This is a genomic window from Salinicola sp. V024, from assembly GCF_052645315.1.
Genome location: NZ_JBQXYB010000003.1, coordinates 335089 through 359460 on the forward strand (window position 1 = coordinate 335089; position 24372 = coordinate 359460).

The window sequence follows — 24372 nt, forward strand, 5'->3', positions numbered from 1 at the left end:
AACAGAGAACTTCGACCTAGCCATCGCCGCATAATGGGATGCTCGCTCCAAAGAAAAATGAGGGCCAATCTCATCCAGAGCGTACCAATTAACTCACTGATAATGCGATGCCCCATGTCATGTTCCAGTGGCGAAAGACGCGATCGTGATGAAAGCGCCAGTGGCAGGAAAGACGCCAGAGTGACGAGAGCCTCAGTGCGACGATAGACGCGAGAACACCTGGATGATGGCGACTCCGGCAATGATCAGCCCCATGCCAAGATAAGCGGGCAGGTCCGGCTTTTCGCCGTAGAACACGATGCCGATCACCGTCACCAGCACGATGCCGAGCCCCGCCCAGATCGCGTAGGTAATACCGACCGGCAATGACTTGAGCACCAGCGACAGCGCATAGAACGAAAAGCCGTAGCCGACCACCACGATCACGCTCGGCAGCAGCCGTGAAAAGCCGGCGGAAGCTTTCAGCGAACTGGTCGCCACGACTTCGGCGACGATCGCCAGCGCTAGCAGCAGATAGCTCATCGGGCTGATTCCTATTCGGTTGAGGGAGACTCGGTTGAGGGCGACTCGGTGAAAGTCGATTCGGTTGAGTCCGATTCAGCCGAGGCAGTTGCGTCGAACCCCGTCGTCGACAGATCGACTCGGTAGCGCCATAGCGTCTGGCCGCTCTCGACGTATTTTTGTTCGAACGGCGTCAGGAAAGTCTGTTCGAACGGCGTCATCAACGCTCCACCCGGTGCGTAGGAGTCGATCTCGCCTTCGAGACCACGGAGCGTCTTCACGCCCAGCGCGAACTCCTGAACGTAGATCGCCCAGTTGGATCGCAACTCGAGCATACCCCCAAGGGCGAGTATCGCCGGAAAGACCGGATGCCCCTGCCAGCGCTTCTTGAGCTGCGTGCTCTTGGGGTAAGGATTGGGATAGAGCAGGAAGTGCCGCGCCGGCCGCCACTCGGCTGCCACCGCCAGGCGCCAGAAATCGACCAGATCGGCGCGCACCAGCAGCGCGTTGTCCGGCAGGGCGCCATGGTCGCGTGACAGCCGCTGCTCGCTGCGATCCACCCCCAGCACGGCGTGGTCGGGATAGCGCTCCGCCAGCCGGCGCGTGGAGAGGCCTACGCCGCAACCGGCATCGAGAATCAGCGGCCGATGTTGATCAGCCAGCCACTGTGCCGCCCCCTCGAAGGCGATCCGCGTGTGCTCGGCGGGCGGACGTTGCCAGGCGCTGTCCCGGGCACGCTGAACGCGGCGCACCAGATCCTGGTGCGGCCCCTGCTGACTGGAAGTGATGGCGCGCGAAGACGCTTGCATGGCAATTACCGTTGAAGGATGAGGCCCGTTAAAGGTTGTGTCCCGTTGAAAGGAGAGTACCGTTTACGACTGACGACAGAGCGCGCATTCTAGCAGCCACGACGTCGGCATTCCTGCCGCCGTGGCGCCGGCTCCCGCGACGCGTTCGTGGACGAGCCACCCGCGCGGCATGACGGCGCGCGCGCGCAGGTGTATCATCCCAGCCCACATTCAGCCAATCCTGGCAATACGGCCTTCGATGGCATGCGCGATGACTGTCCCCCGCTCGTTCCGGGGCCATTTTTCACCGACTCAGGGCTCTCCTCCACCGGTTCGGGACTGACCTCCGCCGACTCGAGGTCGACAGCGCAAGCCTTTGCCGGGGATGCCCTTTCATCGCAGTTTCGTCATCCCCATGTCATCGTTCACCGATTGCCCCCAATGTTCACGAGGGACGTGGCTTGTCACATTTACCGGTAATCGTCGGTATGGGCGGCGTCAACGCCGCGGGTAGAACTTCCGGGCACCAGGCCTACCGCCGCACGATTCTCGACGTTTTACCAACGGCCGAACAGACTCGTACGCTTGTCGCACTGGCAACCCTGATGCAACTGGTCACCTCCCGGGAGGACGGCCAGTGGCAAAGCGCCGACGGCGAAATCCTGAGCGAACAGTCGGTCGTCAGCCGCTATCGCGAGCACATTCTCAAGCACACGCTGATCCGTCGCATCGAGGATGACGCCTTCGGGGAGGCCGGCATTCCCGGCAACCGTGAAGTGCGAATGACGCTCGACAGCCCCTTGCGCTTCACCGCGTCGCGACGCCAGTTGCCGCAACCGCTGCCCGCGGGCTGGGAAGTGCGCGAACTCGACAAACAGACGGTCGAGGTCAGCGTTCCCGCCGGTACGCTCGATGCCCTGCTGCCCGAACGGCGCCAGGCGCTGGTACGCGCTGCCGGCCGCCTGCCGGAAGGCTTCGCGCCCGACAGCTTCTACCGCAGCGTGCATCATCCGCGCGGGCTGTCGATGGCGATCTTCGGTGTCAGCGACTGCCTCGGCCAGAGCGGGCTCGACTGGGAGTCGCTGCGCGACCGGGTGGATCCGGACGCCATCGCCGTCTATGCCGGCAACTCGATCGGCCAGCTGGACGACGCCGGCTGGGGCGGCATGCTCAAGAGCTTCGTCACCGGCAGCCGCACCACCTCCAAGCAGATGCCGTTGGGTTACGGCCAGATGCCGGCCGACTTTCTCAATGCCTACGTGCTGGGCAGCGTGGGTGCCACCGGCGCGATCCAGGGCGCCTGCGCTACCTTCCTCTACAATCTGCGCCTGGGCATCGACGACATTCGTCAGGGGCGCCGACGGATCGTCATGGTCGGCACCAGCGACGCGCCGGTGACGCCGGAGATCATCGAGGGATTCCGCGCCATGAGCGCCCTGGCCGACGATCAGAGCCTGATGGCGCTGGATGCGCTGGAACTGCTGACCGACGAGGATTATCAGCGGGCCTGTCGGCCGTTCGCACGCAACTGCGGGTTCACCATCGCCGAAGCCTCGCAGTTCGTGCTGCTAATGGACGATTCGCTGGTACTCGAGACCGGCGCACAGATCCTCGCCGCGGTGCCAGAAGTCAACGTCAACGCCGACGGCTGGAAGCGTTCGATCTCCGCTCCCGGCATCGGCAACTACCTGACGCTGGGCAAGTCGGTCGCGCTGGCCACGTCGATTCTCGGCGAGCAGAGCGTCCGCCAGCGCAGCTATCTTCATGCCCATGGCACCAGCACGCCGAAGAACCGCACCACCGAGTCGCATATCTTCGATCAGGTAGCGCGGGCCAACGGTATCGAGAACTGGCCGGTCGCCGCGATCAAGGCATTCATCGGCCACTCACAGGGCAGCGCCGCCGGAGATCAGATCGCCAGTGCGCTGGGGACTTTCGCCCACGGCTGGGTGCCGGGCATTCCGACGCTCGATGCGGTCGCCGACGACGTCCATGCCGAGCGGTTGCGTTTCTTCCGCGAGCCGCTGGCATTCGAGGCCGACTGCAGCTTCATCAACGCCAAGGGCTTTGGCGGCAACAACGCCACCGGCCTGCTGCTGTCGCCGCAGGTGACCGAGCGCCTGCTGGCCAAGCGCCACGGCCAGCGTGCACTCGACGACTGGCGCCATCGTCGCGAACAGACGCTTGCCGCCGCGGCACGCTATGAGGCTGCCGCCGATGCCGGCCGGTTCGAGGTCATCTACCGCTTCGGCGAGGGCGTTCTGGAGGGTCCGGAGCTGGAAGTCGGCCGCGATTCGATCCGCATCCCGGGTTACGCCAACCCGGTGTCACTGAAGGTCGACAATCCTTTCGGTACACTGGACTGAATACGAGCGCGGAGTGCCTTGAATGCACAATATCGTCGTCTACCCCGGCACCTTCGATCCGATCACCAACGGTCATCGCGATCTGATTCACCGGGCCGCGCGGATCTTCGACAAGGTCGTGATCGCCGTTGCACAGAGCCCGCGCAAGCAGCCGACGCTGTCGCTCGAGGAGCGCGAGGTGCTGGCCCGCGAGGTCGTTGCCGAATGGCCCAACGTCGAGGTAATCGGCTTCAATGGCCTGCTCACCGAGCTGCTGGTCCAACAGCGGGCACGCATCATTCTGCGCGGGCTGCGGGCGGTATCGGACTTCGAGTACGAGATGCAGCTGGCCAACATGAATCGCGCCCAGGCGCCGGACGTCGAGACGCTGTTTCTGACGCCGGAGATCGAGAACTCCTATATCTCCTCGACGATCGTGCGCGAGATCGCGCGCCTCGGCGGGGATGTTTCCCAACATGTATCGCCGTGCGTGGCCGAGGCCCTGCGGCGACGATTCGCGGCAGACGGCGACCAACCGTCAGGAGGACATTGATATGGCCCTGATGATCACCGATGAATGCATCAACTGCGATGTCTGCGAGCCGGAGTGCCCCAACGACGCCATCTCGCCGGGCGAAGAGATCTACGTCATCGATCCCAACCATTGCACCGAGTGCGTTGGCCACTTCGACGAGCCGCAGTGCCAGCAGGTCTGCCCGGTCGACTGCATTCCGCTCGACCCGGAGCACGAGGAGAGCAAGGATCAGCTGATGGAGAAGTACAAGATCATTACTGCCGCCTGACGATTCATGCCCGCAGCGTCGATCTGGACTGACTTTCTACAACGCCGCCTCCTTGGCGGCGTTGTTCTGTCGGCTCTGTGACGGCAAATCGCTGGCATCTCCATCGAGGCACCGGATTCCATCGGCACTGAAAAGAGACAAGGAACGCGTGGCTCAACCCGACGCTCGCCCTGATGGCGAAAGCCCCGACCCGATCAGACGCTACACCACCGCTCATATCTGGCAGCTGGCCTGGCCGATCATCCTCTCCAATATCACCGTGCCGCTGCTGGGTCTGGTGGACACGGCCGTCGTCGGTCACCTGCCGGATTCACGCTATCTGGCCGCGGTGACGCTTGGCGCGACGCTGTTCAGCTTTCTCTACTGGGGCTTCGGTTTTCTGCGCATGGGCACCACCGGGCTGACGTCCCAGGCGATGGGTCGCGAGGACGACAGCGGCGTAAGGCTGCTGCTGGCGCAGTCGCTGGTGATGGCGGCGGTGATCGGGCTGGCGCTGATCGTGCTGTCGAAACCGCTGATCGATCTCGGCCTGTGGCTGCTCGATGGCAGCGAAGCGGCGATGTCGCTTGCCGCCAGCTACGCTCACATTCGTATCTTCTCGGCGCCGGCGGTGCTGGCCAACTACGCGATCCTGGGCTGGTTCATCGGCCAGCAGAAGACACGGATCACCCTGGCGATTCTGCTGCTCACCAACGGCGTCAACATCGTGCTCGACCTGCTGTTCGTGGTCGGCTTCGGCCTGGCCAGCGACGGCGTGGCCTGGGCCTCGTTGATTGCCGATTACAGCGCACTGGCCTTCGGGCTGTGGCGGGTCGCCGTTCACTGTCGCGATCTCGGCGGGTCGCTGTCGCGTCAGGCGCTGTGGGTATGGGAGCGCTACTCGGCACTGATTCGCGTCAACCAGCATCTGTTCGTGCGCACGTTGGGGCTGTTGTTCGCCCAGGCTTTTTTCGTCGCCCAGGGGGCCAACTTCGGTGATACCGTGCTCGCCGCCAATGCCGTGCTGCTGCAGTTCATCATGCTCACCTCGTTCGCGCTGGATGGCTTCGCCAATGCCGCCGAGGCGCTCACCGGGCGCTCCGTAGGGCGGCGTGACTGGCACGACTTCGGCGATGCCGTGCGCGCCGCCGGCAGGTTGTCGCTGCTGGTCGCGGGCGCTTCGATGCTGCTGTTCGCGGTCGCCGGCGACGGTCTCATATCGCTGCTCACCGACCTGCCGGAAGTTCGCGCCACCGCCGCCGACTATCTGCCGTGGATGATCGCGATGCCGGCGCTGGCGGTGTGGAGCTATCTGCTCGACGGCGTCTTCATCGGCGCCACCGAGAGCCGCGCCATGCGCGATACCGTCTGGCTGGCGATCGCCTGCTACCTGCCGATGTGGTGGCTGACCCAGAGCTATGGCAATCACGGCCTGTGGTTTTCGTTTCTGTTCTTCACCTTCATCCGCTCGTCCTCGCTCGGGCTCTGTTACCTGCGCTATCGCAAAACGCGCTGGTCACCTGAACACGGGAGCGAAATCTCCCCGGAATCAAGCCACTAGACCAAGGTTGACTGATGATTCCGGGAAGGATCGGGTAGGCTCGCGCTAACGGTTACCCGACGAGATCCCACGCCATGTTGCAGCGCCTTTCCCGCCCCGCGGTCAAGCTGGTCGAGCGTTATCTGCCCGACCCCTATATCTTCGTGCTGCTGTTGACGATCATCGCCGCGCTGGCCGCCATGCTGTTCGAACAGCAGACGCCGCTGGCGGTGATTCAGTACTGGGGCGACGGCTTCTGGGGGTTGCTGTCGTTCTCGATGCAGATGTTGCTGGTCCTGATCACCGGCTTCATGCTCGCCAACTCGCCGCCGCTGAAGCGGCTGCTGGACAGACTGGCCGCTACCGCCCGGACTCCGGCCCGCGCCATCATTCTGGTCACGCTGGTGTCGCTGGCCGCGAGCTGGATCAACTGGGGCTTCGGCCTGGTCGTCGGGGCGCTGTTCGCCAAGGCGCTGGCACGCCAGGTCCGGGTCGACTACCGCCTGCTGATCGCCAGCGCCTACTCCGGCTTCGTGGTCTGGCATGGCGGCCTTGCCGGCTCGATTCCGCTGACCATCGCCACGCCGGGCCATTTCAGCGAGGACCAGATCGGTATCATTCCCACCTCGCAGACGATCTTCGCCGCCTACAACCTGATCATCGTCGCGGCCTTGTTCGTGATCATGCCGCTGATCAATCGCTGGATGCTGCCGCCGGAAGAGGAGAGCGTCTTCGTCAGTCGCGAGCAGCTGGCCGAACCGCCGAGCCCCGATCCGAACGCCATCACCCGTCCGGCTGATCGACTCGAGACCAGTACGCTGCTGTCGCTGCTGGTGGGTATCCCGGGGCTGCTCTACCTGGCCTACTATTTCGTCTTCGCCGGCGGCGGGCTCAACCTCAACAGCGTCAACCTGCTGTTCCTGATGCTGGCCATCGTGCTGCATCGGACGCCAAGAAGTCTGCTCACCAGCCTCAACGAGGCGATCAAGGGCGGCGCCGGCATCGTCATCCAGTTTCCGTTCTATGCCGGGATCATGGGGATCATGATGCAGTCCGGTCTGGCGCAGTCGCTGTCCGAGATGTTCGTCGCCATCGCCAACGCCGACACGCTGCCGTTCTGGTCATTCATCAGTGCCGGCGTGGTCAACCTGTTCATCCCTTCCGGCGGTGGCCAGTGGGCGGTCCAGGCTCCGGTCATGCTGCCGGCCGCCGAGGCGCTGGGTGCCGATGTGTCTCGCGTCGCCATGGGGGTGGCATGGGGCGATGCCTGGACCAATCTGCTGCAGCCGTTCTGGGCGCTTCCTGTTCTCGCCATTGCCGGCCTCAACGCCAAGGACATCATGGGCTTCTGCCTGATTCAGCTGGTGGTCACCGGCGTGGTGATCGGGCTGGGGCTGACCTTGCTGTAGCCACTGGCTGTCGGTAGCGCCTTTTCGAACGCCGGCTTCCCACCGCAGAAGCCGGCGTTCGGGCCGATCGATGGGCAGCTGCGGCGAAACGTGCTTACATGTGGCGCACAATAACGTCTTGCCGCCATTCCGAGGACACCGTGACGCCCGATGACCTGCCTCGACAGCATGAACTGTCGATGACCGTACTCATGACCCCAGACATGGCCAACTTCAGTGGCAAGGTCCATGGCGGGGCGATTCTCAAGAAGCTCGACGAAGTCGCCTATGCCTGCGCCAGCCGCTATGCCGGCAGCTACGTGGTGACGCTCTCGGTCGATCAGGTGCTGTTCAAGCAGCCGATCCATGTCGGCGAGCTGGTGACCTTTCTGGCGACGATCAACCACGTCGGCCGCTCGTCGATGGAGGTCGGCATCAAGGTGCTGGCAGAGTCGATCCAGGAGCGAGTGATCCGGCATACCAACAGCTGCTACCTGACCATGGTCGCCGTCGATAGCGACGGGAACCCGGTCCCGGTGCCGGCACTGGAATTGAACACGCCGCTCCAGAAGCTACGCTTCGAGAAGGCCGCGCTACGCAAGACATTGCGCAAACAGGAAGCCGAGGCGGAACGCAGCGCCGTGGCCGCGCATCTCAAGGCCTACCCGGCCGGTCAATGACACGGCCGATCTCCGCGACATACCCACCGATCACGCTGCCCTTGCGGACAAGGACGTTCGATGCCTGAAGCCGACCCTCGCCATCCACGCGCCACACGGCGACTAAGCCCGCTCAGCGAGCGACTGCTGCTGGTCTGGGATTTCGCCGTCATCGCGCTGGTGGCGATCAACCTGGCGCTGCTGCTTTTCGATAGTCTCTATCTGATCGCGCCGCTCAACGCCGCCTTCGAAGCTGTCGCGCCGGGCCTTCACGACGCCTACGACACCACGATCCGCGCCAATTTCGTCGAGATCGATCTCTGCTTCGTCGCCATCTTCATTTTCGACGTGCTGCTGGGCTGGGTCATCGCGATCGCCCAGAAACGCTACGCGCGGTGGTTCTTCTATCCGTTCGTGCACTGGTACGACGTGCTTGGCTGCATTCCCCTGGCCGGCTTCCGGCTGCTGCGTGTGCTGCGCGTGATCTCGCTGCTCGTCCGGCTGCAGCGGCTGGGCGTGATCGACATCACCCGCTGGCGTCTCTACCGCTTCTATCGCACTTACTACGGCGTGCTGATGGAGGAGATTTCCGACCGTGTGGCGATCAATCTGCTGGAAGACATGCAGAACGAGATTCGAGACAGTCAGCACCTGACCCAGCGCATCTCGAACGAAGTGATTCAGCCACGCAAGGCGGCCCTGGTCGATGAGGTGGCGGCGCGGCTGGAGCGAACGATCAACAAGGGCTACGCCGAGAACCACCAGCAGGTGCACCGATACGTCGCCGCCCTGGTGGCCAGAACGATGGAAGAGAACGACGAGCTACGCCGTCTGCGCCGGCTGCCCATGGGTGATGCCGTGGCCGAGAGTATCGAACGCAGTCTCAGCGATATCGCCAGCCGCGTGGTTCACGAGGCCATCGACGGGCTGCGCTCACCGCATTTTCACTCGCTGATGACCGACCTGGTCGGTAGCGGTATGGATGCCTGGCTGCAGGTCGACGACAGGACCGATCGGGTCACTCAGCAAGTGCTGATCGACATGCTGGAACTGCTCAAGGAGCAGGTCGCCGTGAAGCGCTGGGAAAGCGAACTCAGCGAGCCGCGAACGCGCCATGACGCCCACCCCGAATAGGCCTCGGAAACGTGAGCCGAACGCTTAGCCGGGATCCTTGCGCCCCAGCATCCGGCGCAGGGTGTCGTCCCGGCGACCGAAATGGTGATACATCGCCATGACGATGTGACCCACGATCATGAACGACAGCAGCCAGGCGAAGGTGCCGTGAAGCTTGCCGAAACCGGCGGCCCACGGCGCGTCGGCGCCTTCGAACCAGGCCGTACCGAACACATGGATCCCGTAACCCGAGCCCCAGGTCATCAGAGCGCCGGACAGCGGCATCAATATCAGCAGGGCATACATGATGACGTGCCCGGCGATGGCCAGGCGCTGCAGTCTCCCTTCATGGGCGGGCCGCCGTGACAGCTGCGACAGGGCCCACAGCGTGCGTATCGCCATCACGGTCAGGACGCTGACCCCGATCGTCGTGTGCCAGGGCAGAATCAGCTGACTATAGGCGTTGTGCTCCCACAGAAAGCTGGAGAACACGCTGGTCAACTGTGCGATGACCAGCAACGCGATCAGCCAGTGAAAGGCTCGGGTGACCGACCCATAGTGTTGCGGGGAATCCTTCAACATCGTCCTGCCTCTGTGAATCACGTCGTGAAAGCCGACTGTCGTACATTCGCAACGCGCAGGCAACGACTCGATGAGCCAGACGCGTCAGCCAAAGATCCGGAGCGTCAGCCTGAGACTCATGGCGTCAGAAGGATTCGCAGCCTCAGTCGATGATCCGAAGCACCGTGTAGGGCGCCTCGCAGGCTTCCCGTTCGTCGCGCTCGTCGATCCGGCCCAGCGTCATGTCGCGATCGTTGTCGTAGGCGACGAACAGCCGCTCGGTATCGAGCACCGCCAACCCCTCGGCCTTGTGTTCGAACTCCAGTACTTCGCCGTGGGCGTCCTCGACGATCGACGGGCTGGCGCCACTGCTCAAGTCGGCCAGCGACATCGACCATAGATAGCCACCGGTCTGTTCGCCCTCGTCGTCCTCGATTTCGAAACTGGCCATCAGATAGAGACGATCGTTGTAGGGGTCGTACTCGAGACTGGAGAGCCCGCAGATATGGCGAACGCCGGCATACTCGGAGGGCTGGAAGCGATAGCGCTCGCAGAGCTCGTCAACGAACTCGAGATTGCCGTCGACCGTCATGCGGTAGTGCACGCCCACCACGCGAGCCACGTACTCGAAGTCGTCATGAGCCCGCCCCTGCTCGCGTACCCCGAACAGCAGCAGGCCGTCGCTCTCTTCACCAAGATCGGGCCTCGACGGCACTGCCGCCAGCCCTTCGATCTTGTAGTAGGGCACGCCAATGGCGTCATCGAGCTTACGTCTCAGCTCCAGCGAACCTTCGACACCGTCGCGTGGATCCGGATCGACGACCTGCACGCGGTCCGGGTCGCCCACCGGCCAGATCAGCAGATGATTGTAGGCATTGAGATCGTGGCTCTCGTCATCGATACGATCGAAACCGGTGGTCGCCAAGATATAGCGGCCATCGACGGTCAGTGCGAAATCCTCGTACTTGACCGCACGCCGAATGGCCTCGGCCGTCAGGAAGCGATGGCTGTCCGGATCCGGCAGGCCATCGATCAGATCGAAGGCAAAAGCGGCTGACCGGCTTTCACCGGGAATCGGTTTGTCGCTGGCCAGGATCAGGCGCTGGCCGTCGAAAACCACGGCCGACACCTCGACGTTGACGAGTGAACCGTCGTCGTAGGTCAACCCGGAAGGAAAACAGGTCAGCGTGCCTTCGGTGATGACTTCGGTACGTAGCATGGTGACTCCTCGTTCAATCGATGCGCATTTTTCCGCCGATGCCGTTATCCGTGGCGTCCAGGGATGACATTGGCGCAAGCACGATTGCGTGCCTGACCCGACATGCGGGCATGAAAAGGGCCGGTGATTGGCCGGCCCTCGACGCACGCTGCTGTAGACGATCAACAGTCCGCCCAGGCGGGCGTTGGCGAATTCCTGGTCTCAACCGCAGGCGATATCGGTGATCTTGCGCTGCTGATCGACCTTGATGTTGAGACGCTCGGATCGATAATCCATGGTGTAGTTCTTGCCGGGCTCCACGACGCGAATGTTCTCGGCGCGCGAGCGCTCGCCGATACGTGCCTGCAACTCGTCCGTCAGGATCTCGCCCACCAGACTGCCCACTTTCTGGGCGCCGCAGGCATCTTCGGGAACCGATTTCACATCGGGTGGCGGCGGCGCCTGATCGGGTTCGGGTGTGGTGCTGCAACCCGCCAATAGCATGCCGCTGATAATCATTGCCGCGCCGGGAATCTTCATCGCCTGCTCCTGTTGAGTACGATTTTTTAGATACGACTTTCTGAATACGACTTTCTGAATGCGATTTGCTGGAACGATGTTCTGAAAACACCGTGCCGAATGCCCTGTCTCGTCGAACAGAATGTCGCATAAGTATCGAGTCGACAACGGATCATCCAACGCCCCACCATGACTCCTAGCCTAGCAGCTAGCGTCAGGCTCGGCATCGGCTGGTCGACCGGGCGCACTCCCGCTAAACTCAGACTCTATCTACACGAGTCAGGCCAGCCTCGTCGGCGGGCCACCGGGAGTCGCCATTGTCGATGGCGGCTCTGCAACAATCGAGCCTTGAGTTCATCGATCGCAAAGGAATGCCACCATGCGCCAGTCGCTCACGACCCATTTCGTCACTTCCGTCGCCGCCGCGGCGATCACCGCCAGTCTCGGCATCGGTCAGGCCATGGCCCAGGATGACCAGCAACCGATTCGGGTGGCCTCCAAGATCGATACCGAAGGCTCTCTGCTCGGCAACATGATCGTCGACGTGCTGGAGAACGCCGATCTGCCGGTCGACAGCCGGCTGGAGCTCGGTCCGACCAACATCGTGCGCCAGGCACTGGTCGCCGGGGATATCGATCTCTATCCCGAATATACCGGCAATGGCGCCTTCTTCACCGACACCACCGACGATCCGGCGTGGAAAGACGAACAGGCCGGCTACGACAAGATCAAGGCTGCCGACAGCGAAGCACATCAGCTGGCCTGGTTGACGCCGGCGCCCGCCAACAACACCTGGGCCATCGCCGTGCGCCAGGACGTGGCCGGTGACAACGACCTCTCTACCATGGCCGACTTCGGTCACTGGGTCAGCGACGGCGGTGAAGTGAAGCTGGCCGCCTCGGCCGAATTCGTCGAAAGCGACGCGGCGCTGCCAAGCTTCCAGCGCGCCTACGATTTCACGCTCAACGAAGATCAGCTGCTGGTGCTCTCCGGCGGCAACACCGCAGCTACCATTCGCGCCGCCGCGGAAGGCACCAGCGGTACCAACGCCGCCATGGTCTACGGTACGGACGGCGCCATCTCTGCTGCCGGCCTCAAGGTCATGGACGATCCGAAAGGCGTGCAGATGGTCTATGAGCCCGCCCCGGTGGTGCGTCAGTCGGTGCTCGATGCCCATCCCCAGATCGAAGGGCTGCTGAAGCCGGTGTTCGAATCGCTCGATCGTGAAACCCTGCAGACGCTCAACGGCAAGATTCAGGTCGACGGCCTGTCGGCGGACAAGGTCGCCCACGACTATCTCATCGAACAGGGCCTGCTGGACTGATTCGATCATGACGCTGGCACGATCTGCCGACTCTCGCCTGGTCGGCAACCGGGTGCTGCTGACGCTACTGATTGCGGCGGTCGCCAGCAGCGTGCTGCTGCCGTTTGCCAGCCTGTCCCCCAACCGGCTGTCCTCGGGGCAGCCGATGATGCTGTGGCAAGCCCTGCCGGGGTGGCAGCTCACGGCGCTCGCGCTCATCGGGCTGGCCCTGCTGGCCGCGACACTGGCAAGGCCCTTGCCCCAACGCACCTCTTTATGGCTTTCGCTGATCGCCACTCTGTCATTGCTGGGGCTGGATTTTTTTGCGCTCGGTGACTATGCCCACCGCGCGCTGGTCGATGCTTCACCGGCCGCACGTGTTTCTCAAGGCGCGACCTTCTGGATCCTGCTGTTCGTCAGCGCGCTGATCGCCATCGATGCGCTACAGCGGCTGCGTCTCGGGCTGGTCAAACGCGCGCTGTTCGGCGCGGCGGCGCTGGCCGTGATCGGCGCCTGCTTCTCCGGCGATCTGCTTTCGCCGCTGTCGATCATGCGCGAATTCGCCAACCAGAAAGCGAATTTCGTCGATCAGCTGATTTGTCATCTGCTGCTGGTGGCGGGCGCGCTGATCCCGGCCCTGGCGATCGGCCTGCCGCTGGGGCTGCTGGTCAATCGCCGCGACGGTCTGCGCAACGGCCTGTTCAGCATGCTCAACGTATTCCAGACGCTACCGTCGATCGCCGTGTTCGGCCTGCTCATCGCCCCGCTTTCGGCGCTCGGCCGCGCCGTGCCGTGGCTTGGCGATCTCGGCGTCAGCGGCATCGGCGTGGCCCCGGCGATCATCGCCCTGGTGCTCTATTCGCTGCTGCCGATCGTTCGCAATACCTATTCCGGCCTGGCCGGCGTCTCTGCCGGCACGCTCGAAGCCGCGCGCGGCATGGGCATGACGCCACGCCAGATCCTGTGGCAGGTGGAGATCCCGCTGGCGCTGCCGGTGATTCTCTCGGGACTGCGCATCGTCACCGTGCAGGCGATCGGCCTGGTGGTGGTCGCCGCGCTGATCGGGGCCGGCGGTTTCGGCGCCTTCATCTTTCAGGGCCTGGGCCAGTACGCCATCGATCTGGTGCTGCTGGGCGCCATCCCGACCATCGTGCTGGCGGTAATCGCCGACTTCGCACTGCAGATTCTGGTCACGCTCAGCCGGCCGCCGGGCACTCGCTGAGCGTACTTTAGGGTCCCAATCAGGGAAGATCCGCATGATCGAGTTGCAAGGACTAACCAAGACCTACGCCGGCAAGAACGTCGTCGACGATGTCTCGCTGACGCTCGATACCGGCGAATTCGGGGTGCTGATCGGGCCCTCCGGCTGCGGCAAGTCGACCACGCTGAAGATGATCAATCGCCTGGTGCCGCTGAGCGGCGGGCGCATCATTCTCAATGGCGACGATGTTACCGAGCTGCCGGCGGAACAGCTCCGACGACGGATCGGCTATGCCATCCAGTCGACCGGGCTGTTTCCCCACTGGAGCGTGGCCCAGAATATCGCCACCGTGCCGCAGCTGCTCAAGTGGCCGAAGTCGCGCATCGACGATCGGGTCGACGAGCTGATGGCGATGTTTCATCTCGACCCGACCGAATTCCGCCACAAGTACCCGCACCAGCTCTCCGGCGGTCAGGCGCAGCGCGTCGGCGTGGCCCGGGCGCTGGCCGCCGACCCCGAAGTACTGCTGATGGACGAGCCTTTTGGCGCCGTCGATCCGCTTACCCGCGAAGTGCTGCAGGCCGAAATGCGCCGCGTGCATCGGCAGACCGGCAAGACCATCGTCTTCGTGACCCACGACATGGACGAGGCGCTTCAGCTGGCGACGCGCATCGCGCTGCTCAACGGCGGCAAGCTGGTGCAGTACGACCGGCCCATCGAGCTGATGGTGAAGCCCGACAATGACTTCGTCCGCGAATTCATCGGCCAGGCGGATCTCGGTCTCAAGCTGCTCTCCCGGCGTTGGGTTCATCAGTATCAACGCGAGCCGAGTTTCGAGCACCATGCGACGCTGAAAGGTCTCGACCACTGCTGGCAACTCGACGACGCCGGCCGGCCGATCGCTCTCGAGGGCGCCCGGCTGGACGACGATCATCAAGTGACCGAAGTCAAACCCGAGTGGACCGCCACGCCTGAGATGAGCATGAAGGAAGCGCTCTCCCGAATGGTGTGGTACCGCGTGATGGTACTGCCGGTGGTCGATGACGCCGGCAAGCTGATCGCCGAGATCGGCATGCAGGGGATCATGGGGATCGAGGCCGAAAGCGGACTGAGCACAGGAGACCCGGCGTCATGAGTGGCGCAACTCAGGGGCTCGGTCGACTTCGCGCCGCCTCCGCCGGCAACGGCGTTCTGGGCGTGCTGATAGTGCTGCTGGTCGGACTGACACTGGGCATGGGTCAGCTCGAACCCCTGTTCCGAGCGCTGTTTCCCGATCTCGGCAACCCGCTCTATTCGCGCGACAGCTTCCTCAACCTGATGCTCGCGCATATCGGCCTGGTGCTGATGTCGTCGCTGATCTCGGTGACGATCGGCGTCGCCGCCGGGCTATTCGTGACCCGCCCGGTCGGGCGCGAGTTCGAACCGATGGTGTCGTCGCTGGCCGCGATCGGCCAGACTTTCCCGCCCGCCGCGGTGCTCGCCATCGCCGTGCCGCTGGCCGGTTTCGGCTTCGCCCCGACGATCATCGCGCTGTCGCTCTACGGCCTGCTGCCGGTAATCCAGAACACCATCGCCGGCCTGGGCACGGTGACGCATACCACACTCGAAGCCGCCCGCGGCAACGGCATGAGCCGCTGGCAGATTCTGCGTCGAGTCGAACTGCCCTTGGCGATGCGGGTGATCATCGCCGGTATCCGCGTCTCGGTGATCATCAACATCGGTACCGCCACCATCGGCTCCACCGTCGGCGCCAAGAGCCTGGGCACGCCGTTGATCGCCGGCCTGGTCGGCAACAATCTCGCCTACGTGATCCAGGGCGCGCTGCTGGTCGGCCTACTGGCGATCGTCACCGACCTGCTGTTCGAACGGCTGGAGCGACGATATTCTTTTGGCGGCTAGTCCTCGGTGGCACTCAGGTGCTCGCCGTTGTCATTCAGCGCGATCTGTTTACGCAGCTGCCGCACGAATGCCTCCAGCGCTGGCGATGAATGCAGTGGCTTGCGCCGCAGAATGCCGATTTCCCGCGGCTCGCGCATGTTGATGGGCAACCGGGTGATCTGCTCGAGGTTGAAGACGTCGACGCTGGACGCCGGCAGCAGTGCATAGCCGAGCTTGGCTCTCACCATGGCGATCGCCGAACTCATGAAGCTCACTTCCCAGCTGGGTTCGATCCGCCTGCCGGCATGATCCATTGCCAGATCCGCATAGTGCCTGGCGCTGGAGCCCGGGGTCATGGCGATGTACGGCATCTCATCGAGCCCGTACCAGGGCGATTCGCTACGTCTCACCACCCGCGGCGGCGTGATCAGGATCAGATCGTCGTGAAACAGCGGCTGAAAATCGAGCTCGCGATCCTGATCCAGCGGCGAGCCCAGCCCCATGTCGACGTCGCCTCGGCGTACCCACTGGTGGACCTGATCGGCCAAGCCGTCGCGCAAGGCAATGGTCACCCTGGGGTGGCGCTTGCGAAACGCGGCAATGGTACGCGGGAGCAGAGACGAAGCGACCGAGGGCAGTCCTGCCACCGTGAGTCTTCCCTGTTCGAGCTCGCGCACGTTGCGAGTCTCGTCCAACGCCAGAGTCATGTCGGCGAGAATTCGCCGGGCGTGGCCCAGAAACAGTTCACCTCCATCGGTCAGCATCACTGTGCGCGTGTTGCGAGCGAACAGCGCGATACCCAATTCCTCTTCCAACTTTCGTATCAGGTAGCTCAACGCCGGCTGCGACAGGTGAATTTCCTTCGCGGCCCGCGTGAAGCTGGCCATCTCGGCGGTCAACACGAATGCGTGAAGCTGTCGTTGATGAAACATCGCTCTTCCGAATAAATATTTTTTATCAATTCATAAGATATATGGCTTTGCCTGATCTTGTCGCCCTGCGCCATTGTCTCTGCCATCGACGGTTCAACGGATTCCCCATGTCATCTTCCCCATCCATTCGCTACGCACACATCGGCTGCGGAGCCGGGTTCGCCGGCGACCGCCCGGATGCCGCCGTCGCGCTGGTCGAAGCACTCGCCGAGCGAGACGGGGCGCGCTATCTGTTTTTCGAACTGCTGGCCGAACGCACCCTGGCCGAGGCACAGCTACGCAAGCTCGAAGACCCGGCTCTTGGTTATGCCACGCACCTGTTCGCCTTTCTCGAGCCGATCGTAGCGTCGTGCCTGACACACGGCATTCCGATCATCACCAACGGTGGCGCCGCCAACCCGGTGGCCGCGGCACAGCGGCTGCGCCAGCAGCTGAAGACCCAAGGCCTGGACGCCAGAATCGCCTGCGTGATGGGCGACGATCTGGGCGGCGAGCTGGGAGAGGAGCCAGGGGATCGGGCCGCCACCGCCGATTGGCTTCCCGCCGACTGTCCGCTCGAGGAGATCGTCTCCTGCAATGTCTATATCGGTGCGGAAGCGGTCACTCAGGCACTGCGCGACGGCGCCGATATCGTCATCGGCGGTCGGCTGGCGGATCCTTCGATGGCGGTCGGCGCGCTGCGTCACGCCCACGGCTGGGCGGCAGACGACTGGAAGCATCTGGCGGTGGCGACCGCCGCCGGCCACTTGCTGGAGTGCGGCACTCAGATCACCGGCGGCTATTTCGCCGATGCCAGGCGCAAGACCGTCGCGGATCTCGCCCGCCTTGGCTGCCCGATTGCCGAAGTCGGCAGCGACGCCAGCCTGGTCATCACCAAGACGCCAGGCACCGGCGGTTGCGTCACCGAGCAGACGGTCAAGGAACAGCTGCTCTACGAGGTTCACGATCCGGCGGCCTACCTGACGCCGGACGTCACACTCGACGTCTCGCGAGCGAGACTGGAAACCCTGGGCCCGGACCGGGTCGCGATACACGATGTTCACGGGCATCCGGCACCGGCAACGCTCAAGGGCAACCTGGGGCTGCGCGGGCTGTGGTTCGGTGAAGCGGGCATCTCCTACGCCGGCCCTGACGCGGTGGAACGCGCCCAACTGGCGCTGGAGATTCTGCGCCAGCGCCTGGGCGCCCGATTGCCGCGACTGAGGCCGCATTTCGATCTGATCGGCGTCGCCAGCCTGTTCAACGATGGCAGCGGCGAATGGCTGGAAAAGCGCCTGAGAGAAGCCCCGGCGGTGGAAGACGTGCGCCTGCGCCTGGGCATCGTCGATCGCGACCGGAGTGCCATCGACCTGGCACTGCAGGAACTCGAGGCGCTCTACCTCAACGGGCCGGCCGGTGGCGGCGGCGTTCGTCGGCAGTTGAGCGAATCACTTCGCACCCGTTCCTTTCTGATTGCGCGCGAGCGGGTCACGCCGTTCGTTTCCTGGCAATGAGGCACCGATGACGAACCAAGACGTTTTACTTGCCGACTTCGCCCATGCCCGCGCCGGCGACAAGGGCAACACGCTGAACGTGGCCATATTCGCCTTCGAAAGCCGCCACTACGCTTGGCTCGAGCAACACCTTTCCGAAGCGGCGATAGCGGCACGATTCGACCATCGTCACCCCCACAAGGTGACCCGCTACTGCCTGCCCCATCTCGATGGCATGAACTTCGTCATCGAGGGCGCACTGGAAGGCGGCGTCAATCAGAGTGCGACGCTCGACCGCCACGGCAAGAGTCTGAGCTATCTGCTGCTGGGCATGCGTCTGTCGCCGCCCGACGGCTGAGCGACCCGATTCGATCCGATTCAATCGGTTTCGACTTCGGCCCTTCGACATTCACCTTTGTTCTGACCACGCCAAGAGACGCTCGAGCGTCCCACAACGCCAACTCACGGAGCCATCATGATAACAACGCTCGGATTCGTGATGATGCTGGGCATCATCGCACTGATACTTCTCAAACGACTGACCCCGGTGGTCGGCTTCGCCGTGATACCGGTTGTTGCCAGCCTGCTGGCGGGCTTCACGCCGGCCGAGACCGGCGGCTTCATCAAGGATGGCCTGACTGCCGTCGCGCCGACCGCGACGCTGTTCATCTTCGCCATTCTCTATTTCGGGGTCATGCGCGAGCGTGGCATGTTCGACCCGCTGGTCAACTTCCTGATCAAACGCACCCGCGGCGAGCCGCTCAGAGTCGCCATCGTTACCGTGCTGGTGGCGGCCATCGCGCATCTCGACGTCGTCGGCGCCGCCACTTTCCTGCTCACGATTCCCGCCTTTCTGCCGCTCTACCAGCGTCTCAACATGAGCCCGCTGATTCTGATCTGTCTGGTCGGGCTGAGCGCCGGCGTGATCAACATGGTGCCGTGGGGCGGCCCAACGGCACGAGCCGCGGCCACGGCCGGCGTGGAAGCCTCCGAGCTATGGCTGCCACTGATCCCGGTACAGGCGCTGGGTATGGTGCTGCTGCTGGCGCTGGCGAGCTACTTCGGCATCAAGGCCCAACGCCACAATCGAGCCAACGGCCACGGTCAGGCTGGCAATGGCGGCGACATGAGCGCCTACCTGTTGCCGCCGCGGGAAACGGCGCTGCCGATCGGCAACTGGCGCTACTGGGCCAACGTGGTGCTGACGCTGATCATTCTGCTGATCCTGTTCACCGGCGCCTTCCCGCTCTACGCAAGCTTCATGGTCGGCCTGGGTATCGCGCTGCTGCTCAACTACCCGCGCCCGGAAGCGCAGGGCAAGGAACTGGCCAGGCACGCCAACGATGCCCTGCAGATAGCGCTGGTGATGCTGGCCGCGGGGATTCTGCTCGGCATACTGGCCGGCGCGGGAATGTCAGAAGGCATGGCCACTGCGCTGATCGATCTGCTGCCCAATGGCTCGGCCAGTGTTCTGCATCTGATCGTCGGCTTCTTCGGCGTGCCGCTGGGCATGCTGTTCTCGCCGGACGCCTACTATTTCGCGCTGATGCCGATCGTGCGTGACATCGCCACCTCTGCCGGCGTCCCGGTCGAAGCGGTTGCCCGCGCGATGCTGATCGGCGAGAACACCGGCTTCAGCATCAGCCCGGTGGTGCCCAGCGTCTATCTCGCCATCGGTCTGGCCGGTGTTGAGCTGCGCGAGCATCTCAAGTTCACTTTCCTGTGGGCGTGGGGCATCGGCATCATTCTGCTCGCCTTCGCCTGGCTGATCGGCGCCATCGGTGGCTAATGGCAACATGACTCTCATGCCGGGCTCGCTGATGGCGCTGCCCGGCACGCTGCTGTCACCGACGATCTTCGACCCGGTACTGCTTGGAAACGGCTGGCGCTGGCAGCCGCTCGACTGGCTGGCCGGGCCGGGCGACGGCGACCTGGAGATCGCCGCCGGGGAGATCGTCGCCCGCTGGCCGGCGCGGGTTCTGGATCGTCGAGTTCTGGATCGTCGAGTTCTGGTAGGCCACTCGGCCGGCGGAGTCGTTGCGCTGCAGGTCGCGGCACAGCTGGGTTGCGAACTCGACGGGCTGATTCTGATCGATACCGGCGCCAGCGCCGCCCACCATGGCGATCCCGATCTGCCGCAGCGGCTGCTGGCACAGTGGGGAGAAGCCTTCATCGAGACTTTCCTGCTGCGCTGCATCGGTGAAGAAGCACTGGCTCGCCACGGCGACGAGCTGCGCCGCTACGCGCTTTCCGCCGGCCCCGAACGTGCCTACCGCGCCATGACGAGCCTGCGTCGACTCGATCTTACGGGACGGTTAGGCGACATCCGCTGCCCGACGCTGGTCGTTCACGGCGAGCGCGACCCGGCCCGCTCACTCCAGCACGCCCAAGCGCTGACTTCAGGTATCGCCGGCGCCCGACTCGAGATCCTCGACGCCGGCCACACCCCGATGCTCCAAAGCCCCGAAGCGCTAGCCGCCTGCCTCGACGATTTCCTTGCCACGCTCGACTAGCGGGCCGTCAGTCAAAACCCTTAATCAAGGCTCTCGGTCATAGCCCTTAGCCAAAGCTCTTAGCCAAAGCCCTTAGCCACCGCTCTTAACCAAAGCGCTTAACCAAAGTACTGGGCGCCGTTGATATCGACGATGGTGCCGGAGACGAACGCGGCACTATCGCTGGCCAGCCAGACCGCTGCCGAGGCGACATCTTCGGGCAGACCGGCGCGTCCGGCGGGGATCGTGTCGATAGTGGCGCGCTTGGATTCATCGGTGGTAAAGGTCGCATGGAACGGCGTCGCCTCGATGAAACCCGGCGCCAGCGCGTTGACCGTAATCCCCCGCCCCGCCACTTCCTTGGCCAGCCCGCGGGTAAAGCCGAACAGCGCCGCCTTAGCGGTGGCGTAGGCCGTGGCACCGGCATGCCCGCCATTGCGCCCGGCCAGCGATGACACCGTGACGATGCGCCCACCGTTGTCGCCAAATAGCGGCAGCAGATGATGGGTGACCAGAAAGACCGAATCCACGTTGAGCGCCTGCACCCTTCGCCACAGCGAGAACGGCATCTCTTCGATGGTCGAACGCTGAATCAAGCCGCCGGCGTTGTTGATCAGGATATCGATGCCGCCGACCTCCTCTTTCAGCCAGGTCGCGAAATCCTCGACGGCAGCTTCATCGGTGACGTCCAGCGACCGGGCCAACGCCGTCTCTCCGCCACTGGCGGACAACGCCGCCAGCGCCTCTGCATCCGGCTCGTGGGAGCGGTAGGTGATGACGACTCGCGCCCCGGCAGCCGCCAGTGCCTTCGCGATGGCGTAACCGATGCCCACGCCGCCACCGGTGACCACGGCGACTCGTCCATTCAGGTGATGATCCGACATGCAGGCTTCCTCTCTACGGTGATCGTGTTCTGCGATGATCGCGACAGTCGTCGATACCGGCATTGAGTCAGCAAGTGGGTGTCAAAATCAACCGCAAGGCAGGGCTGGCGCCACCGGACGGCCGGGCAGTGACCCAGCCGCCGGCCTCCAGCTCGGCCGCCGCGCGCCGGATCAGGGCATGTTCGAGTCCCAGGTGGCGCGACAGCACCGCCGAGGAAACGCCGGTGGCACTCGGCGCATCGGACTGCCGAAGCGCCACCAGCACCAGAGCCGCGACCGGGTCGAGCTGGGGATGCTCGAGCTGCAGCGCCTCCCATTGGCGCTGCAGCTCGATGAGTTCCGGAAGCTCAGGCAAGTCGCGTGCTGGCTTCCAGGCGCACGGCGATGGATTTCGAGGCCGGCGTGTGACTCTGCACGCCCTTGTGATCCAACGGCAGCAGCGGGTTGGTTTCCGGGTAATACGCGGCGGCACAGCCCTGAGGCGTGTCGTAGGCGACGATCTTGAAACCGTCGACACGGCGCGTAACGCCGTCATCGGACTCACCGACCAGATCGACCCACTGCCCGGCCTCGAAGCCCAGCCGCGCGATATCGTCGCGGTTGAGGAAGATCACCTGACGGCCGCCCTCGATGCCGCGATAACGGTCGTTATAGCCGTAGACGGTGGTGTTGTACTGGTCATGCGAACGCATCGTCTGCAGCGTCAGCCAACCGTCGCGTTTCGCCAGACGCTGGTGCATGACCGCCTGCGGCAGCGCGTCGTCGGAAAACTCGGCCTTGCCGGTCGCGGTAGCGAACTCGAGGCTGGCGACCGAGTTGGGCAGCCAGAACCCACGTGGCTGCCGAACCCGCTGGTTGAAGTCCACGAAGCCGGGAATGACGTCGGCGATATGCTCGCGAATGACGTCGTAATCCTCGCGCAGCGAGGCCCAGTCGACCCCGTCGTTACCGAGCTCGTCGTTGGCAAACAAGCGTTCCGCGATACCGGTCAGAATGAAGATTTCCGAGCGCAGCGACTTGTCTGCCGGTTTATTGATCCCGGCGGAACCGTGCACCATGCTCATCGAATCTTCCACCGTGATCAGCTGCGACTTGCCAGCGCTGTTGGCATCGATCTCGGTACGCCCGATGCACGGCAGAATCAGTGCCTGCTCGCCGGTCACCAGGTGACTGCGGTTGAGCTTGGTGCTGATGAACGCGGTCAATCGGCAGTTGGCCATGGCCTGCTCGGTGACAACGCTATCGGAAATGGCGCGAGTGAAGTTGCCTCCCAGGCCAATGAATACCTTGCCCGGCGCGTCACGCATCGCCTTGACCGCGGCCACCGAGTCCACGCCGAACTCCTGCGGCATGGCTCGGGCGTAACGCGCTTCGAGAGCGTCCAGCAGGGCCTGCGAGGGCTTTTCGAAGATCCCCATGGTGCGGTCGCCCTGCACGTTGGAGTGCCCACGAACCGGCGACGGGCCGGCGCCCGGCTTGCCCATGTTGCCACGCAGCATCAGCAGGTTGATGATCTCGCGCACGGTCGCCACGGAGTGCTCGTGCTGGGTGATCCCCATGGCCCAGCAGGCGATGGTGGCGTTGGAACGCGCGTAAAGTTCGGCGGCCTGCTCCATCTCGTCGCGCGTCAGGCCGGACTGGTCTTCCAGCGTCGCCCAGTCGGTCGTCTCGACGCGGGTGCGGTAGGCTTGCAGATGCGCGGTATGCTCGGCCATGAAGTCGTGGTCGAGCACGTCCTCTCCGGCGGCATCGCGAGCGAACAGCGCCTTGGCCATGCCCCGCACCACTGCCATGTCGCCACCGAGCTTGGGCCGGAAGTAGTGGCTGCTGATGCGGTGGCTGCCGTTATGCAGCATCTCGAACGGCTTCTGCGGATCGGCGAACTTCTCCAGTCCGCGCTCCTTCAACGTATTGAAGGTGACGATGGTCGCGCCACGTTCCGCCGCTTCCCGCAGCACGCCCAGCATACGCGGGTGATTGGTGCCGGGGTTCTGACCGAAGACGAAGATCGCTTCCGCCTTCTCGAAATCTTCCAGCAGCACGCTGCCCTTGCCGGTCCCCAGCGCTGCATTCATCGCCGAGCCGCTGGCCTCGTGGCACATGTTGGAGCAGTCGGGCAGGTTGTTGGTGCCGAAGAATCGCGCCAGCAGTTGAAACACGTAGGCGGACTCGTTACAGGCCTTGCCTGAGGTATAGAAGATGCCGTCATTCGGTGACGGCAGCGCCTTCAATTCGGCCGCAATCAGGTCCAGCGCCGCGTCCCAGCCGATCGGCTCGTAGTGATCCGTTTCGGCGTTATAGCGCATCGGCTCGACCAGACGGCCCTGATCCTCGAGGCGGTAGTCGTCCCAGGTCTTCAATTCGCTGACGCTGTGCCTGGCGAAGAACTGCCGCGTGACACGCTTGGCGGTCGCTTCCCAGGTCACCGCCTTGACCCCGTTCTCGCAGAATTCGAACGACGACGCGTGCTCCGGATCGCCCCAGGCGCAGCCCGGGCAGTCGAAACCGTCCGGCTGATTGAGCTTGAACAGCGAACGCGCATTGAGCGCCGGCGAGCGGCTGTGCAATAGATGCTTGCCCACCGACTTCAGCGCGCCCCAGCCACCGGCCGGATTGTGATAGGCGAATACCTTCGCATCGGGCTGAATGGCATCAGCACTGGACACGTCTGGGCTGGATTCCTGCTGGGACTGGGACATGCTTCTCCTTAAACGTTCGAGGGGTGACGAACGGGAATGGCAGTGACAGACGCGCCCGCCACCGGCACACGGCAGTGCGGCGGCGATGAAGACCGGGATTCGCTCTCGGCGCAAGGA

General features: G+C 63.8%; 24 protein-coding genes. 15 read left to right on the top strand and 9 right to left on the bottom strand.

Annotated elements, in window-relative coordinates:
• Positions 1-192 precede the first annotated feature (192 nt).
• Positions 193-522, bottom strand: coding sequence for a DMT family transporter (locus ACUN9V_RS07440; RefSeq protein ID WP_071232734.1), 330 nt, complete (start codon positions 520-522; stop codon positions 193-195).
• An 11-nt stretch (positions 523-533) separates the two neighbouring features.
• Positions 534-1310 (bottom strand): tRNA (guanine(46)-N(7))-methyltransferase TrmB, encoded by a 777-nt coding sequence (trmB, locus tag ACUN9V_RS07445; protein WP_071232733.1) that lies wholly within the window; start codon positions 1308-1310, stop codon positions 534-536.
• A gap of 467 nt (positions 1311-1777) precedes the next feature.
• Here trmB and ACUN9V_RS07450 point away from each other — a divergent pair, with 467 nt between their 5' ends.
• The 7 genes from ACUN9V_RS07450 (at position 1778) to ACUN9V_RS07480 (ending at position 9137) form a co-directional block, all read left to right on the top strand.
• A complete protein-coding gene (locus ACUN9V_RS07450) occupies positions 1778-3655 on the top strand; it encodes a beta-ketoacyl synthase (RefSeq protein ID WP_445510977.1) in 1878 nt (625 codons plus the stop codon).
• A gap of 22 nt (positions 3656-3677) precedes the next feature.
• Entirely contained in the window at positions 3678-4187 is a 510-nt protein-coding gene (gene coaD, locus ACUN9V_RS07455; protein WP_445510928.1) for a pantetheine-phosphate adenylyltransferase, read from the top strand.
• Position 4188: 1 nt separating this feature from the next.
• Positions 4189-4437: a YfhL family 4Fe-4S dicluster ferredoxin gene (locus ACUN9V_RS07460; RefSeq protein WP_075562220.1), complete on the top strand. Its 249-nt coding sequence runs from the start codon at positions 4189-4191 to the stop codon at positions 4435-4437.
• A 193-nt stretch (positions 4438-4630) separates the two neighbouring features.
• The gene (locus ACUN9V_RS07465) at positions 4631-5977 is read left to right on the top strand and encodes an MATE family efflux transporter (protein ID WP_445510978.1); all 1347 of its coding nucleotides are present in this window, start codon (positions 4631-4633) and stop codon (positions 5975-5977) included.
• Positions 5978-6051: 74 nt separating this feature from the next.
• The gene (locus ACUN9V_RS07470; protein ID WP_110691554.1) at positions 6052-7365 is read left to right on the top strand and encodes a short-chain fatty acid transporter; all 1314 of its coding nucleotides are present in this window, start codon (positions 6052-6054) and stop codon (positions 7363-7365) included.
• A gap of 179 nt (positions 7366-7544) precedes the next feature.
• Positions 7545-8024 carry an acyl-CoA thioesterase gene (locus ACUN9V_RS07475; RefSeq protein WP_245392107.1) on the top strand — a complete coding sequence of 160 codons (480 nt, stop codon included), beginning with the start codon at positions 7545-7547 and terminating at the stop codon, positions 8022-8024.
• Between the two features lie 60 nt (positions 8025-8084).
• Entirely contained in the window at positions 8085-9137 is a 1053-nt protein-coding gene (locus ACUN9V_RS07480; RefSeq protein WP_445510929.1) for an ion transporter, read from the top strand.
• A 24-nt stretch (positions 9138-9161) separates the two neighbouring features.
• Here the strand turns inward: ACUN9V_RS07480 and ACUN9V_RS07485 are convergent, their stop codons facing one another.
• The 3 genes from ACUN9V_RS07485 to ACUN9V_RS07495 all read right to left on the bottom strand — a co-directional run bounded on the left by ACUN9V_RS07485 (position 9162) and on the right by ACUN9V_RS07495 (position 11415).
• Entirely contained in the window at positions 9162-9698 is a 537-nt protein-coding gene (locus ACUN9V_RS07485) for a cytochrome b (RefSeq protein WP_083627780.1), read from the bottom strand.
• A gap of 142 nt (positions 9699-9840) precedes the next feature.
• Positions 9841-10896 carry a hypothetical protein gene (locus tag ACUN9V_RS07490; RefSeq protein ID WP_445510930.1) on the bottom strand — a complete coding sequence of 352 codons (1056 nt, stop codon included), beginning with the start codon at positions 10894-10896 and terminating at the stop codon, positions 9841-9843.
• Positions 10897-11097: 201 nt separating this feature from the next.
• A complete protein-coding gene (locus ACUN9V_RS07495; RefSeq protein ID WP_445510931.1) occupies positions 11098-11415 on the bottom strand; it encodes an I78 family peptidase inhibitor in 318 nt (105 codons plus the stop codon).
• Between the two features lie 358 nt (positions 11416-11773).
• On the opposite strand from ACUN9V_RS07495, the gene osmF reads away from it, so the two are divergent.
• Genes osmF through ACUN9V_RS07515 form a run of 4 tightly spaced genes read left to right on the top strand, consistent with a single transcriptional unit; the run spans position 11774 to position 15797 of the window.
• Positions 11774-12718, top strand: coding sequence for a glycine betaine ABC transporter substrate-binding protein OsmF (osmF, locus tag ACUN9V_RS07500; RefSeq protein WP_445510932.1), 945 nt, complete (start codon positions 11774-11776; stop codon positions 12716-12718).
• 7 nt (positions 12719-12725) lie between these two features.
• A complete protein-coding gene (locus tag ACUN9V_RS07505; protein WP_445510933.1) occupies positions 12726-13919 on the top strand; it encodes an ABC transporter permease in 1194 nt (397 codons plus the stop codon).
• A gap of 34 nt (positions 13920-13953) precedes the next feature.
• Positions 13954-15033, top strand: a complete 1080-nt coding sequence (locus ACUN9V_RS07510; protein ID WP_445510934.1) for an ABC transporter ATP-binding protein — start codon at positions 13954-13956, stop codon at positions 15031-15033.
• Positions 15030-15797 carry an ABC transporter permease gene (locus ACUN9V_RS07515; protein WP_445510935.1) on the top strand — a complete coding sequence of 256 codons (768 nt, stop codon included), beginning with the start codon at positions 15030-15032 and terminating at the stop codon, positions 15795-15797. The genes ACUN9V_RS07510 and ACUN9V_RS07515 overlap by 4 nt, the downstream gene beginning before the upstream one ends.
• On the opposite strand, the gene ACUN9V_RS07520 is transcribed toward ACUN9V_RS07515, so the two are convergent.
• Positions 15794-16708, bottom strand: coding sequence for a LysR family transcriptional regulator (locus tag ACUN9V_RS07520; RefSeq protein ID WP_445510936.1), 915 nt, complete (start codon positions 16706-16708; stop codon positions 15794-15796). The genes ACUN9V_RS07515 and ACUN9V_RS07520 overlap by 4 nt on opposite strands.
• A 107-nt stretch (positions 16709-16815) precedes the next feature.
• On the opposite strand from ACUN9V_RS07520, the gene ACUN9V_RS07525 reads away from it, so the two are divergent.
• The 4 genes from ACUN9V_RS07525 (at position 16816) to ACUN9V_RS07540 (ending at position 20693) form a co-directional block, all read left to right on the top strand.
• On the top strand, positions 16816-18201 hold the full coding sequence (locus ACUN9V_RS07525; RefSeq protein ID WP_445510937.1) for an acyclic terpene utilization AtuA family protein: 1386 nt from the start codon (positions 16816-16818) through the stop codon (positions 18199-18201).
• A 7-nt stretch (positions 18202-18208) separates the two neighbouring features.
• A complete protein-coding gene (locus ACUN9V_RS07530) occupies positions 18209-18538 on the top strand; it encodes an AtuA-related protein (RefSeq protein ID WP_445510938.1) in 330 nt (109 codons plus the stop codon).
• A 117-nt stretch (positions 18539-18655) separates the two neighbouring features.
• Complete coding sequence (locus tag ACUN9V_RS07535) at positions 18656-19969, top strand: CitMHS family transporter (RefSeq protein WP_445510939.1); 1314 nt, start codon at positions 18656-18658, stop codon at positions 19967-19969.
• Between the two features lie 7 nt (positions 19970-19976).
• Positions 19977-20693 carry an alpha/beta fold hydrolase gene (locus tag ACUN9V_RS07540; protein ID WP_445510940.1) on the top strand — a complete coding sequence of 239 codons (717 nt, stop codon included), beginning with the start codon at positions 19977-19979 and terminating at the stop codon, positions 20691-20693.
• Between the two features lie 98 nt (positions 20694-20791).
• On the opposite strand, the gene ACUN9V_RS07545 is transcribed toward ACUN9V_RS07540, so the two are convergent.
• The 3 genes from ACUN9V_RS07545 to ACUN9V_RS07555 form a co-directional block, all read right to left on the bottom strand.
• A complete protein-coding gene (locus ACUN9V_RS07545; RefSeq protein WP_445510941.1) occupies positions 20792-21556 on the bottom strand; it encodes an SDR family NAD(P)-dependent oxidoreductase in 765 nt (254 codons plus the stop codon).
• A gap of 67 nt (positions 21557-21623) precedes the next feature.
• Positions 21624-21911 (bottom strand): MarR family transcriptional regulator, encoded by a 288-nt coding sequence (locus ACUN9V_RS07550; RefSeq protein ID WP_445510942.1) that lies wholly within the window; start codon positions 21909-21911, stop codon positions 21624-21626.
• A complete protein-coding gene (locus ACUN9V_RS07555; protein WP_445510943.1) occupies positions 21904-24255 on the bottom strand; it encodes an FdhF/YdeP family oxidoreductase in 2352 nt (783 codons plus the stop codon). The genes ACUN9V_RS07550 and ACUN9V_RS07555 overlap by 8 nt, the downstream gene beginning before the upstream one ends.
• Positions 24256-24372: the final 117 nt, after the last annotated feature.